Source organism: Streptomyces sp. Je 1-369 (assembly GCF_026810505.1).
Lineage (GTDB): Bacteria > Actinomycetota > Actinomycetes > Streptomycetales > Streptomycetaceae > Streptomyces.
This window is the reverse complement of the sequence record NZ_CP101750.1, coordinates 5900842-5914282: the sequence shown is the minus strand read 5'-3', so window position 1 is coordinate 5914282 and position 13441 is coordinate 5900842. Positions and strand designations below refer to the sequence as shown.

Sequence of the window (13441 nt, the reverse complement as noted above, 5' to 3'; positions counted from 1 at the left end):
GAGCGTCACTGGGGAATGCCCGAATCATGCAGATTCTCCGAATAGGGCATTTCGCGGCCCACTGATGGGCCAATCGTCCACATCGCGAGATACGCCGGGTACCGATTGGTTAACGGTGATTCGCTCCCACCCCTTTCCCCCCTTGCCGTACCGGGATGTTGTGTTTCGCGGCGCGCCCGTTATCCGATTTTGATATCTCCGGCACCCAGAATCGGACGGTCCGAATGGCAAGATGCGGTCATCACACGAGGTCGCGACACCCGAAGGTGTGTGCCCGACCGCTCGGCAACTCCCTCATCCGCCGGAGGACCCTCATGACCGCACGCTCCATTTGTCGTACCACCGCCGGTAAGTCCGCGAAGTCCCGGATGGCCACGGTCGGCGCGATCGCGGTCGCCGGCGCGCTGCTGCTGACCGGCTGCGGTGACCAGACCGACTCCGCGAACGAGGGCGGCGGCAAGAAGAACAACGCCCCGCTCTTCGACAAGTTGCCGAAGAAGATCCAGAACAAGGGCGTCATCAAGGTCGGCACGGACGCCCAGTACGCCCCGATGGAGTTCGAGGAGGGCGGCAAGATCGTCGGTATCGACCCCGATCTCGCCGCCGCCCTCGGCAAGGAGCTCGGCGTCGAGTTCACGTTCACCTCCGGCACCTTCGACGGACTGGTCACCTCGCTGAACTCGGGCCGCCAGGACGTCGTCATGTCCGCCATGTCCGACACCAAGAAGCGTCAGCAGGGTCTCGACGACAAGGGAAAGAAGGTCGGCACGGGCGTCGACTTCGTCGACTACTTCATGTCGGGCGTCTCGCTCCTCGTGAAGAAGGGCAACCCCGAGGGCATCGAGTCCATGGACGACCTGTGCGGCGAGAAGGTCGCCGTGCAGCGGGGCACGATCTACGAGGACACGTTCAAGGCGCAGTCCACGAAGTGCAAGAAGGACGGCAAGAAGGCCATCGACATCGGCGCGTTCGAAAACGACGCCGAGGCCCAGACCCGCGTCAAGTCCGGCGGTGCGGTCGCCGACCTGAACGACTCTCCCGTCTCCCAACACATCGCCAAGACGGCCGGCGGCGGCAAGGAGTTCGAGGTCACGGGCGGCATCACGGACGCGGGCCCGTTCGGCATCGCCGTCAGCAAGAAGAACCCGGAGCTCCGTGACGCCCTCAAGGCGGCGCTCGACGCGATCATCAAGAACGGCGAGTACGAGAAGGTCCTGGCCAAGTGGCAGGTCAAGGACAGCGCCGTCAAGAAGGCCACCGTCAATGCCGGCAAGTGAGCGTCGAGCACCATTGAAGGGCAGTCACCGTGACTGACAAGTTCGACAAGGCGGCCGACGACACCGTCGGCAAGACGGCCGACGACAAGACGGTGGAAGACACTCCGCCGAAGGCGGCACCGGCCACCACGGTCGTCGACAAAGCACCCCGGCCCGAGGCCATTCGCGCCATCCCCGTCCGCCACTACGGCCGCTGGGTCAGCGGCGTCATCGTGGTCGCTCTCCTCGCCATGCTGATTTACGCGTTCTCGCAGGGCGACGTGAAGTGGGACACCGTCGGAGACATGCTCTTCGACGACCGCATCGTGGAGGGTGCGGGCAACACGCTGCTGATCAGCGTCCTTTCGATGATCATCGGCCTGGTCCTCGGCCTCGTCTTCGCCGTCATGCGGATGTCGAAGAACCCGGTGACGAGCGGCGTCGCCTGGCTCTACATCTGGTTCTTCCGCGGCACGCCCGTCTACGTGCAGCTGCTGCTCTGGTTCAACCTGGCGCTGATCTTCCCCGTCCTCAACATCCCGTTCATCTACAAGGACGAGATGACGGACGTCATGACGCCGTTCGTGGTCGCCCTGCTGGGACTCGGCCTCAACGAGGGCGCGTACATGGCGGAGATCGTCCGGGCCGGCATCCAGTCCGTCGACCACGGGCAGACCGAGGCGGCCCACGCGCTGGGCATGACCAGCACGAAGACCACCCGCAGGATCGTGCTGCCGCAGGCCATGCGCGTGATCCTCCCGCCGACCGGCAACGAGTTCATCAACCTGCTGAAGACGTCCTCGCTGGTCACGGTGGTCACCTACGTGGATCTGCTGCGGTCGGCGACGGTGATCGGCTCCACGTCGTTCGCGGTCATGGAGATGCTCTTCGTCGCATCGGTCTGGTACCTCGCGCTGACGAGCGTGTTCAGCGTCGGCCAGTTCTACCTCGAACGTCGTTACGCGAAGGGGGCGTTGCGTCAGCTTCCTGACACCCCCTGGCAGAAGGTGAAGGCGAACATGCTGTCTCTGGGCCGCCCGCAGGGAGGCGCGGCATGAACGCCATGGTGAAGGCCGAGGCCGTCCACAAGTCGTTCGGTCACGTCGACGTCCTCAAGGGCATCGACCTGGAGGTCGCCCCCCGTGAGGTGTTCTGCCTCATCGGCCCCTCCGGCTCCGGGAAGTCGACCTTCCTGCGCTGCATCAACCACCTGGAGCAGATCAACGCCGGACGGCTCTACGTCGACGGCCAGCTGGTCGGCTACCGGCAGAAGGGCGACAAGCTCTACGAGCTGAAGGACAGCGAGGTAGCCCTGCAGCGCCGGGACATCGGCATGGTCTTCCAGCGCTTCAACCTGTTCCCGCACATGACGGCCCTGGAGAACGTCATGGAGGCGCCGGTCCAGGTGAAGAAGGAGTCCAAGGCGACCGCGCGAGCGCGCGCCGAGCGGCTTCTCGACCGGGTCGGCCTCAGCGACAAGGCGGGCAACTACCCGTCGCAGCTCTCCGGCGGCCAGCAGCAGCGGGTGGCGATCGCCCGGGCCCTGGCCATGGAGCCGAAACTGATGCTCTTCGACGAGCCGACGTCGGCGCTCGACCCCGAGCTGGTCGGCGAGGTCCTCGAGGTGATGGGCGACCTGGCGGAGTCCGGCATGACGATGATCGTCGTCACGCACGAGATGGGCTTCGCGCGGGAGGTCGGCGACAACCTCGTCTTCATGGACGACGGCGTGGTCGTCGAGTCCGGTCACCCCAGGGACGTACTCACGAATCCCCAGCACGAGCGCACCAAGGGATTCCTGTCCAAGGTTCTCTGACATTGAGCCGTGTATGGCGCCGTGTATGCAGGGCGGCCCGATCATCGTTGCGGCGGTGATCGGGCCGCCCTGTTGTTTCCCCCCACCCCACTCCCCCCACGGAGGCCCACGTATGAAAGCCATGCGGAAGGCGCTGATCGTCCTGCCCCTCGCGCTGGCGCTCCAGTTCGCCGCGACCGTCGACGCCGGCGCGGTCACCAGGCACTGGACGAGCAAGAACTACTACTCCACCACCTCGCACTACTCGCAGGCCCTGAAGCGGTGCATCACCGTCCACCTCACCGGCAAGATGGAGTACCGCTGGTGGCGGAAGGTGCCCAACTCGGACCGCAAGGACATCTGGATCGACCGGGTGCGCCTGTCGAAGCCGCGCATGGGCATCATCGCCCGCACCAACTGCCACCGTGACGGGCGTCCGGCGAAGCTGACCAAGGCGACGCTGTCGCAGCGGTTCTACGACTCGAAGTGCGAGCGGACCACCGCCATCGCCGTCAGCGCGCCCTTCGCCGTGGGCGTCTCGTCCACGAAGAAGTGCGGCAGGTTCCGGGTCGCGAAGCGCTCGTCGACGTACGGCGCCAACAGCAGTGACTACTGGCAGAACAACAGCGGCCGGCCGGTCACCTTCAAGCCGGACGGGCTGAGCGCCAAGCCGTACGCCGGGCACAAGAACGTCTGCGTGCGGGCCGACGCGCTCGTCGTCGCGTACCGGAGCAACGAGTCGGACTCGTTCACCCGGCACGACAAGCTCTGCGTCGCGGCGTTCCGTTAGCCCGTTTCGTGTAGCAAACGGGTGCCTTGACGGTCACTGACGCGTGAAACAGTCCGTGAACAGGCAACCGTTCACCGGCCTCCCCCCTCTTCAGTGGGAACTGGACACTGATCATGGGGGACGCCATATGAGGTTCTTGTACCTGGGGCCTGCTCGCGTGGAAGTCGAGGCGGGCAGGCCCGCGGTATTCCGGCGCCAAAAGCCTCAACTGCTGCTGGCAGTGCTGTTGATGCGCCGTGAGCGCGCCGTCCCGACCCAAGAACTCGTCCGCGAGCTCTGGGGGGACGCCCCGCCGCGGTCGGCGCGCGCGAATCTGCACTCGTACCTGTCCAGCCTCCGCACGCTCCTCGCGGACCCCGGCGCCGCGCGCCTCAGTTCGGGGCCCGAGGGCTACCGCGTCGAACTGTGCGGGGGCGAACTCGACGTGGCGGACTTCGAAGGGCACACCGCGCGGGCCAGGGAGGCCGCGTGCCAGGGGCGTCCCGGGCAGGCCGCGGAGCTGTACACGCGGGCGCTCGGCCTGTGGCGCGGTGACGCGTTCGCCTCCATGGCGACCTCCAGGCTGCTGCGGGCCGAGACGGACCGGCTGGAGGAGCTGCGGCTCACGGTGGAGGACGAGGCCATGGACGCCCACCTCGCCGCCGGGGCCCACGCCCAGGCCGTCGGGGAGTTCCGGGAGCGGGTGAAGGAGCAGCCCTTCCGCGAGCACCGCTGGGGCGCTCTGATGCTGGCCCTGTACAGGTCGGGCCGGACCAAGGAGGCCCTGGACGCCTACCGCGCGCTGCACGCGCTGCTCGACACCGAGTTGGGGGTGACGCCCACCGGCGAGCTGCGGCGGCTGCACCAGGCCGTGCTGTCCCGCGATCCGGCGATCGCGGGGGCGCACCGTCCGCGCCGCAGCGCTGTTCCCGTGTGACACGGGTGCCTGCCGCGGGGCCTCGCGGTTACTTCAGGCCGAGGACCACCGCGTCCGACGGCGAGGCCCATACCGGCCGTGCCTCCGCGAACCCCGCCTCGCGGAGCGTGCGCGCGTGCCATTCCGCGGAGGGTGCGTCGCCGTCCGCGTGCTCGCCGTAGATCTCGAACCGCTTGGCGGTCGGGCCCGCGAGGACCGGGTCCTGGGCGGCGAGCTGCCACCACTCCTTCCAGTCCAGGACGCCCTCCGCCTTGGCGCGGTCCATCCGCCGGTGGCGGAGGGCGCTCTCCGCCGCGTTGATGCGCGGCGTCGCGGGGTCGATCATGTGGTCGGCGTTCATGAAGACGCCGCCGTCGCGGACGAGCCCGGCGACCTGGCCGTAGAGCGCGGCCAGGGGCTCGCTGAAGAGCCAGTGCAGGGCGGTGGCGGTCAGCACGGCGTCGTACGAGTCGTGCGGCAGCGCCGCGGTCCAGTCCGGGTCCTTCAGGTCGGCGGTGACGAAGGTGACCCGGTCGTCCCCGGCGAAGGTGCCCTCGGCGATGGTGAGCAGCGCGGGGTCGAGGTCGACGCCGACGCTCGTCGCGTCCGGGAACCTCTGGAGCAGCCGGTCCGTAATACTTCCCGTACCGCACGCCAGATCGAGGATGCGCGGCGCGGTTCCGACCACGGCCTCGACCATGTCGAGCATGATCCGGAAACGCTCCTCGCGGTCGGGCAGGTACCACTGCTGCTGCCGGTCCCAGCTGTCCTGCCAGGCGCGCCAGTCGGTGCCGAGCGCGGCGCCGGACTCGGTGCCGGACTCGGTGCCCGTCCCTGTTTCCGTCATCAGAACCCCTCCACTACGTAATACCCTGGTACCGAAATCGGTCATTACCGGCCGACGAGATGACCCTAGCCCGCCCTCGTAAGGACTACAAGTGGAACTGGCCTATTACTCGGACTACGCCGTACGCCTGGTCAACAGCGAGGAGCCGGGCCGCAACAAGGACGCGCTGACGTCCGTCGAGGCGATCAGGGAGCTGTTCGGACCGAGCACGCAGATGGCCCGCCGCGCCACGGACTCCGACGTCACGCGCTTCCGCTCCGTGCGGGCCAGGCTCCGGGCCGTCTTCGAGGCGGCCGACGGCGGCGACGAGACCCTCGCGGTCGACCTGCTGAACTCGCTGCTCCTGGAGTTCCCCGTCAGCCCGCAGATCTCCGGCCACGACCACCGGGACGACGACGACCGCCCGCTCTGGCACCTGCACCTGGCGGACCACCCCTCCAACGCGACGGCCGGGTACGCCGCGATCGCCGCGATGGGCCTCGCCTTCCACCTCACCGAGCACGGCGTGGACCGCCTGGGCCTGTGCGAGGCGGCGCCGTGCCGCAACGCCTACCTCGACACGTCGACGAACCGCTCCCGGCGCTACTGCTCGGACCGCTGCGCGACCCGCGCCAACGTCGCCGCCTACCGCGCCCGCAAGCGCCTGGAGACGGAACGTTCCGCGAGTACGGGGCGCACCGCGCCCAGCGCCCAGCGCGCCAGCGCGAACGGCGAGCGGCGGCCCGGCGCCGGCGGACGGTAGCGGAACCGGACCTTCCCGAGGACGAGTTCCTCGGGAACGACTCCGTAGTCCGTGCTGTCACCGCCCGCGAACGCGTTGTCGCCGAGCACCCACCAGCCGCCCCCGCGCCGCTCCTTGGCCCGCTTGACCACCAGGAGGTCCTGCTGGAAGGGGTGACACAGGACCACCACGTCACCCGGACGCACCCGCGCGCCCCACTGCACGAGCAGCCGGTCCCCGTGGTGCAGCGTCGGCACCATCGAAGGGCCCGTCACCTCCGCGGCGCCCCACGGCACGAGGGCCCTCCCGCGCTCGCTCTCCTGCGACAGCTCCGGCATCACCGGCACCTCCCCGGTCCTATCCTCCACCAGTCCCAGTCTGACCCTGGACTTTTGTCCTAAGCCCATGGGGGCCCCCGCGAAAACCCGTCTCTCACGGAGTAATGTCCCACCTGAGAAGACGATCACGAGGAGGACAGCAACATGCTTACCCGCCTGTTTGCCCCCAAGGTGAAGGTCAGCGCGCACTGCGACCTGCCCTGCGGCGTGTACGACCCGGCCCAGGCCCGCATCGAGGCGGAGTCGGTGAAGGCCGTGCAGGAGAAGATGGCCGCCAACGACGACGCGCACTTCCAGGCGCGCGCCGTGGTCATCAAGGAGCAGCGTGCCGAGCTCGCCAAGCACCACGTCTCGGTGCTGTGGAGCGACTACTTCAAGCCCCCGCACTTCGAGAAGTACCCGGAGCTGCACCAGCTGGTCAACGACACCCTGAAGGCCCTCTCGGCCGCCAAGGGTTCGACCGACCCGGCCACGGGCCAGAAGGCGCTCGACTACATCGCCCAGATCGACAAGATCTTCTGGGAGACGAAGAAGGCCTGACGCGCGGCGTCGCTTCGTTTCGCGTCGCTTCCACGTTCACTGACAGCACCCGGCATCCGCGCGGAGCCGGGTGCTGTCGGCGTTCATCGACGTCGCGCTTGTGCGGTCCGTGGTCGGGCCAGGCCCAGGTCGTACGCGAGGATCGTGGCCTGGACGCGGTCGCGCAGGCCCAGTTTGCCGAGGACCGCGTTGACGTGGGACTTCACCGTGCCCGTGGTGACGCCGAGCGCGTCGGCGATCTCCGCGTTCGTGTGGCCCGCGGCCACCAGGGTCAGGACCTCGCGCTCGCGGGGCGTGAGGGACTCCAGGAGTTCGGGGTCCGGGGCGGCCGTCGGGGACGGGGCCGTGCCGGCGAAGGCGTCGATGAGGCGGCGCGTGACCGTGGGCGCGAGCATCGCCTCGCCGGAGGCCACGATGCGGATGCCCGTGAGGAGTTCCTCGGGCAGCGCGTCCTTGAGGAGGAACCCGGAGGCGCCCGCGCGCAGGGCATCGTGGACGTAGGAGTCCTGGTCGAAGGTGGTCAGGACGAGGACGCGCGGGGCCTTCGTGACGGGCGCGGTCGTGAGCAGACGGGTCGCCGTGAGTCCGTCCATGCCGGGCATGCGGATGTCCATGAGGACGACGTCCGGGGCGAGCTCGGCCGCGAGCTGCACGGCGTGGGCTCCGTCCGCCGCCTCGGCCACCACCTGGAGGTCCGGTTCCGCGTCGACGATCGCGGCGAATCCGGCCCGGACGACGGCCTGGTCGTCGACGACCATCACCCGGATGGGGGCAGGGCTGGGGTCGGTCACAGGAGAGCTCCTTGAGGGGGTGTCTTCGACTCCATCGTGACGGCACCCTCGACTGCCGCACCGCCGGGGACCGTCACCTCTCTCAGCGCGGCCAGCAGGTCGCGCATCGCCGACAGGCCTGCCCGCGCCTCCGCCGCGACGCCGCTCAGGTCACCCGCCTCGGCCCGCGCGACCACCGCGTCGGCGTGCCGCAGGACTTGGCCGCGCAACTCCACGGCGATGCGGCGCCGCTCCTCGTGCGCCTCGGCGACCGCCGACCACACCGTGGCCGTCAGCGCGTGGTCCTCCCAGGCCCTGACACGTTCGCGCCGGGTCCGTACGGCTGCGCCGAAGCCCCAGAGCGCGGCCATCGGCGGCAGGAACAAGGTGCCGACGACGGCACCGAGGAACAGCAGGAGCCCGACGCCACCGCCGTCCTCTTCCAGCTCCGTCATGCCGTCGGCCGCCGCGAGGGCGAGGCAGGACAGGCACAGGCCGGCCGCCGCCACGGCCATGACGGGCCAGGTGACCCGCGCCGGTCCCGCGAACGCGCCGACGGCGTACACGGCGACGCACTCCGCGACGGCCCCCGCCACCACAAGGCACAGGGCCACGTCGGGCGAGAGCACCCCGAACGCGAGGCCGAGCGGCGCGAGCCAGGCCATGGCGAGGACGGCGCAGAGCACCGCCCAGGGCGCGCGGCGCCGCCACAGCAGCGGCAGCGCGTGCGCGACGGCGGGAACGCAGGCCAGGGCAGCGGCAGCAGGCTCCTCAACGACGACCGCGAAGACGGGCAGCGCGGCGGCGGTAAGGGCAACGGCCCCATCGGAGAGGTCGAGGCCGCGCAGGACACGGTGGCGCATGGCCAGGTGGTGCAGGGGGCCGGAGTGTTGTGCGGCCTCCTGGGGCCGCCGGGGGCTGTGGGGCGCGGTGGGCCAAGAGCGCTGCTGCGCGGTGGGCCAGGAGCTGTGGGGGGCGGTCTGTTGGTGGAGGGGGCTCGTGCCCGGCAGGTGGGCGCGGACCCTCCACCCGGCGCCGTCCGGGCGCGGTCCCGCCGCGAACGTGCCGTCGAGCGCGGTGGCACGCTCCCGCATCCCGAGGGTGCCCCGCCCGCCCCCGAGCCGCTGCCGCCCGGCAGGCACGCCGTCCGCCGCCCCGTCGTCCTCCACCGTGACGTCCACCGTGCCGTCGGCGGTCTTGGACAGGATGTGGATGCGTACCGTCGAACCCGGGGCGTAGCGCAGGGCGTTCGTGAGGGCCTCGCGGATGATGGCGAAGGCGGCCTCCGCCGTCGGGCCCGTCAGGGGGGTCGCCTCCGGGTCCACCCGTACGGCGGGGCGCAGGCCCAGGCGGGTGAAGCCGGCGGAGAGTTCCGTGACGCGTTCGCCGAGGGGGCTCTCCTCGTCCGCCGCCGACGTCCGCATCAGGGCGACCAGACGGTGCAGCGCCGCCGCCGTCTCGCGGCCCGTGTCCGCCGCGAAGTCGAGCGCCTCCGCCTTCAGTTCGGGCTTGCGGTCGCCCAGCCGCAGCGCGGCGTCCGCCGTGACGACCACCGACGTGAGGTGGTGGGCGCTCACGTCGTGGAGTTCTCGGGCGAGCCGCTCGCGTTCGGTGAGGGCGGCCCGGGCCCGCTCGGACTCGGCCCGCGCCAGGTCCCGCGCGGCGGTCCGCCGCCCGGCGAGCCAGCGGCGGCGGCTGCGGCCGAGGCCCGCGACGGTCAGGAAGAGCACGCAGTTGATCGCGGCCTCGCCCGCGGCCTCGCCCGCCGAGTCGAGCACCAGCCACGACCGGACCGCTTCGCAGAGCGCGAGGACGGGGCCGACCACGGCCACCGTCCGCCCGGGGCTCCGCACGGCGACGGAGTACAACGCGACCAGCACACCCAGCGCGTGCACGAGCGTCGCGTCCGCCGGGAGCGGCAGGCAGGCGAACAGGACGGCCTCGACCGTGAGCGCCGCGCCGACGGGGCGCCCGCGGCGTACGGCGAGCGCCGCGGGGAGCGCGGCCGCGGCGACGACCGCCGCCGCCACCTGGACCGCACCGGCCACCGCGGCGTCCTCGCGCAGGGCGCGGCCCGGCCAGTAGGCCAGTTGCAGGACCGCCAGCAGGACGGGCAGCAGCCAGTTACGTATTCGCTCCATATCGGGCTCGATGATACGGAGGGGGTGCGTTCTCCTTGGCGCTCTCTATCCCTGGTTGGAGTGCGTGATCGTGCGGGCGGCGGACGCGTCGGGCTGTCGCCGCGGGAATGCTTGTGTTCATGACCGCGACGCCTTTTCCCGATGCTCCGCTTCCTCCGCCGCTCCCCTACCACCGCCTCGCCCACGCCACCGGCCGCCACCAGTGGTGGCGGCCCCTGGCCGGGACCGGTCTGGTCCTTGCCGGTGCGGTCGTCGCGGCGATGGCGGTGCTGCTGGTCGGCGAGATCGTGGGCGCGGTCCTGAACCGGCCCGTCGACAAGGACGGCTTTCACGTCTGGGGCGGCATCGCGGAGACGGGCAGCGCGCTGCTCTCGCTCGCCGTGCTCACGCCGGTCGTGTTCCTCGCCGCGCGCTGGGCGCAGCGACGTCCGGCGGGCACGCTCTCGTCGGTGACGGGCGGGCTCCGGTGGGACTGGCTGGGGCGGTGCCTCACGGTCGCGCTGCCGTTGGTCGTCGCGTCGCTGGGCGTCATGCTGCTGCTGCCCGAGTCCGCGGGCGGTGGCGCGGACGGCACCGGTGGCGGTACCGAGTGGGCCGGGTGGCCGGACTTCCTGCTCGGCCTCGCGGTGGTGTGCGTGCTGGTGCCGTTCCAGGCGTCGGCGGAGGAGTACGTGTTCCGGGGCTGGCTCGTGCAGGCGGTCGGGGCGTGGTGGCGTACGCCGTGGGTGGCGCTCGTGCCGCAGGCGCTGCTGTTCGCGGCGGCGCACGGCTGGGGCACGCCGTGGGGCTTCGCGGACCTCGTGGTGTTCGGTCTGGTGGCGGGGGTGCTGACGGTACGTACGGGTGGCCTGGAGGCGGCGATCGGGCTGCACGTGGTCAACAACCTGCTGGCGATGGGCGTCTCCGCGGCGATCGCCGGTGCGCTCGCCTCCGAGGAGACGGCGGCGGACATGGGGTGGATGGCGGTGGGCGTCGACGTGGTGATGCTCTGCGGGTACGCGACACTCGTCCTGCGTCTGGCGAACCGCCGCGGGGTGGAGACGGTCGCCGAGCCGATGCCCGTCCTCGCCCCCTCCCCGACACCGGCCCCCGTCCCTGCCGGGCCCGTCTGGGGTCCACGCTGATCACCGCCCACGCACTGGCGCGGAGTTAATCGGTTGCAGGTGAGTGGCGGCTGTTGTTGGACTAGGGCCCGTCGGCGGAAGGTCGGCGTCGTCCATGGAGGAGAAGGAAATGCGGCGTTCGTGCATGTCCCACGCGAATGGAATTCCCACTCCCCCAAAGGACATGGACGTACGTGCAATCACTCCTTCCGCACACCCTGAACCTGGGCATCCTCGCCCACATCGACGCCGGTAAGACCAGCCTGACCGAGCGGCTCCTGCATGCCGCCGGTGTCATCGACGAGGTCGGCCGCGTCGACGACGGGAACACACAGACCGATTCGCTCGCCCTGGAGCGGAAGCGCGGCATCACCATCAAGTCCGCCGTCGTCTCCTTCGCCATCGACGGTACGGCCGTCAACCTGATCGACACCCCCGGCCACCCGGACTTCATCGCCGAGGTGGAGCGCGTGCTCAGCGTGCTCGACGGGGCCGTGCTCGTGGTCTCCGCCGTGGAGGGCGTCCAGGCGCAGACCCGCGTCCTGCTGCGGACGCTGCGGCGGCTCCGCATCCCCACGCTGGTCTTCGTCAACAAGACCGACCGCGGCGGCGCCCGGTACGACGGGGTGCTGCGGCACATCGCCGAGCGTCTGACCCCCGATGTCGTCGCGATGGGGTCCGTTCCCGGCGTCGGCACGCGCGACGCGCGCTTCGCCCCGTTCACCGGCGAGGACGGGGCCTTCACCGCACGGCTCACCGAGCTGCTCGCCGAGCACGACGACGCGGTCCTCGCCACATACGTCGACGCCCCGGCGTCCCTCCCGTACGACCGGCTCCGCGCCGAGCTCGCCCGGCAGACCCGGCGCGCCCTCGTGCACCCGGTGTTCTTCGGCTCCGCGGCCACCGGCGTGGGGGTGCCCGAACTGATGCGTGGCATCGCGGAGTTGCTGCCCGCTCCGCGCGGGGACGCCGACGGCCCCGTCTCCGGCAGCGTGTTCAAGGTCGAGCGCGGTGCCGCCGGGGAGAAGATCGCCTACGTACGCGTGTTCTCGGGCACCGTCCGCGTCCGCGACCGCCTCCGGGAAGGCAAGGTCACCGGCGTCAGCGTCTTCGAGCAGGGCGCCGACGTTCAGCGCGCCGAGGTCCGCGCGGGGCAGATCGGCAAGGTGCGGGGGCTCGGGGACGTACGGATCGGGGATGTCATCGGCGTACCGCGAGAAGGGGCCCGAGCCGGTGCGCGGCATTTCGCGCCGCCCACCCTGGAGACCGTCGTCACCCCGCTGCGGGACACCGACCGCGGCGCCCTGCACCTCGCGCTCGGCCAGCTCGCCGAGCAGGACCCGCTGATCGACCTGCGGCAGGACGACGTCCGTCAGGAGGTCTCCGTCTCGCTCTACGGAGAGGTGCAGAAGGAGGTCATCCAGGCGACGCTCGCCGAGGAGTACGGGCTCGACGTGGCGTTCCGTGAGACCACGACGATCTGTGTGGAGCGGGTCGTCGGCACCGGTGCGGCGTACGAGATCATCGACACGGACCCCAATCCGTTCCTTGCCACGGTCGGGCTGCGGGTGGCGCCCGCGCCGGTCGGGGCGGGGGTGGAGTTCCGGCTGGGGGTCGAGCTCGGGTCCATGCCGTACGCGTTCTTCCGTGCCGTCGAGGAGACGGTCAGGGAGACGCTTCAGCAGGGCATTCACGGCTGGCGCGTCCCCGACTGCACGGTGACGATGACGCACTCCGGCTACTGGCCCCGGCAGAGCCACGCCCACGGCACGTTCGACAAGAGCATGTCGAGCACCGCGGGGGACTTCCGGAACCTGACACCGCTGGTCCTGATGGACGCGCTGCGGGCGGCGGGCACGGCGGTGCACGAGCCGATGCACCGCTTCCGGCTCGACGTGCCGGCCGACACGGTCGGCGCGGTCCTGCCCGTCCTCGCCCGGCTGCGCGCCGTCCCGCACACGCAGACGACGGGCGGGGCCGGGGCGCCGTACCGGCTGGAGGGGGACATCCCCGCGCAGCGGGTGCACGCGCTGGAGCAGCTGCTGCCCGGACTCACGCGTGGCGAGGGCGAGTTGGAGTCCGCCTTCGACCACTACCGGGCCGTGCGCGGCGGCACGGTCCCGACGCGTGAGCGGACCGATCATGATCCGCTCCACCGCAAGGACTATCTGCTGCGCGTGGTGCGCCGGACCGGGGGCAGCGGACGGGAGGGCGCCGCCACCGCCCCCGCCGCCCGGTGACCCCG

Annotated in this window: 13 protein-coding genes; 9 read left to right on the top strand and 4 right to left on the bottom strand. The window is 70.8% G+C overall.

The features are described from left to right. Positions 1–314 precede the first annotated feature (314 nt). The 5 genes from NOO62_RS26975 to NOO62_RS26955 all read left to right on the top strand — a co-directional run bounded on the left by NOO62_RS26975 (position 315) and on the right by NOO62_RS26955 (position 4757). Positions 315–1277, top strand: coding sequence for an ABC transporter substrate-binding protein (locus NOO62_RS26975; protein ID WP_268773424.1), 963 nt, complete (start codon positions 315–317; stop codon positions 1275–1277). A 29-nt stretch (positions 1278–1306) separates the two neighbouring features. Beyond that, complete coding sequence (locus NOO62_RS26970) at positions 1307–2314, top strand: amino acid ABC transporter permease (RefSeq protein WP_414930892.1); 1008 nt, start codon at positions 1307–1309, stop codon at positions 2312–2314. Further along, complete coding sequence (locus tag NOO62_RS26965; protein WP_321170608.1) at positions 2311–3072, top strand: amino acid ABC transporter ATP-binding protein; 762 nt, start codon at positions 2311–2313, stop codon at positions 3070–3072. Before NOO62_RS26970 ends, NOO62_RS26965 begins: the two co-directional genes overlap by 4 nt. Before the next feature lie 112 nt (positions 3073–3184). Further along, complete coding sequence (locus NOO62_RS26960; protein WP_268773423.1) at positions 3185–3841, top strand: hypothetical protein; 657 nt, start codon at positions 3185–3187, stop codon at positions 3839–3841. 229 nt (positions 3842–4070) lie between these two features. Beyond that, complete coding sequence (locus tag NOO62_RS26955) at positions 4071–4757, top strand: AfsR/SARP family transcriptional regulator (RefSeq protein ID WP_414930891.1); 687 nt, start codon at positions 4071–4073, stop codon at positions 4755–4757. A gap of 28 nt (positions 4758–4785) precedes the next feature. Here the strand turns inward: NOO62_RS26955 and NOO62_RS26950 are convergent, their stop codons facing one another. Further along, entirely contained in the window at positions 4786–5583 is a 798-nt protein-coding gene (locus NOO62_RS26950) for a class I SAM-dependent methyltransferase (RefSeq protein WP_268773421.1), read from the bottom strand. Between the two features lie 91 nt (positions 5584–5674). On the opposite strand from NOO62_RS26950, the gene NOO62_RS26945 reads away from it, so the two are divergent. Next, positions 5675–6325: a CGNR zinc finger domain-containing protein gene (locus NOO62_RS26945; protein ID WP_268773420.1), complete on the top strand. Its 651-nt coding sequence runs from the start codon at positions 5675–5677 to the stop codon at positions 6323–6325. Here NOO62_RS26945 and sodX read toward each other — a convergent pair. Beyond that, positions 6208–6642: a nickel-type superoxide dismutase maturation protease gene (gene sodX, locus NOO62_RS26940; RefSeq protein ID WP_268775794.1), complete on the bottom strand. Its 435-nt coding sequence runs from the start codon at positions 6640–6642 to the stop codon at positions 6208–6210. The genes NOO62_RS26945 and sodX overlap by 118 nt on opposite strands. Before the next feature lie 144 nt (positions 6643–6786). Between sodX and sodN the strand changes: the two genes are divergently transcribed. Continuing rightward, positions 6787–7182, top strand: coding sequence for a superoxide dismutase, Ni (sodN, locus tag NOO62_RS26935; RefSeq protein ID WP_055564736.1), 396 nt, complete (start codon positions 6787–6789; stop codon positions 7180–7182). 83 nt (positions 7183–7265) lie between these two features. Here the strand turns inward: sodN and NOO62_RS26930 are convergent, their stop codons facing one another. Further along, entirely contained in the window at positions 7266–7940 is a 675-nt protein-coding gene (locus tag NOO62_RS26930) for a response regulator (protein ID WP_268775793.1), read from the bottom strand. Between the two features lie 29 nt (positions 7941–7969). Continuing rightward, a complete protein-coding gene (locus NOO62_RS26925; RefSeq protein ID WP_268773419.1) occupies positions 7970–10093 on the bottom strand; it encodes a histidine kinase in 2124 nt (707 codons plus the stop codon). Positions 10094–10212: 119 nt separating this feature from the next. Between NOO62_RS26925 and NOO62_RS26920 the strand changes: the two genes are divergently transcribed. Beyond that, positions 10213–11217: a CPBP family intramembrane glutamic endopeptidase gene (locus NOO62_RS26920; RefSeq protein WP_268773418.1), complete on the top strand. Its 1005-nt coding sequence runs from the start codon at positions 10213–10215 to the stop codon at positions 11215–11217. A gap of 173 nt (positions 11218–11390) precedes the next feature. After that, positions 11391–13436 (top strand): elongation factor G, encoded by a 2046-nt coding sequence (locus NOO62_RS26915; RefSeq protein ID WP_268773417.1) that lies wholly within the window; start codon positions 11391–11393, stop codon positions 13434–13436. The last annotated feature ends 5 nt before the right edge of the window (positions 13437–13441 follow it).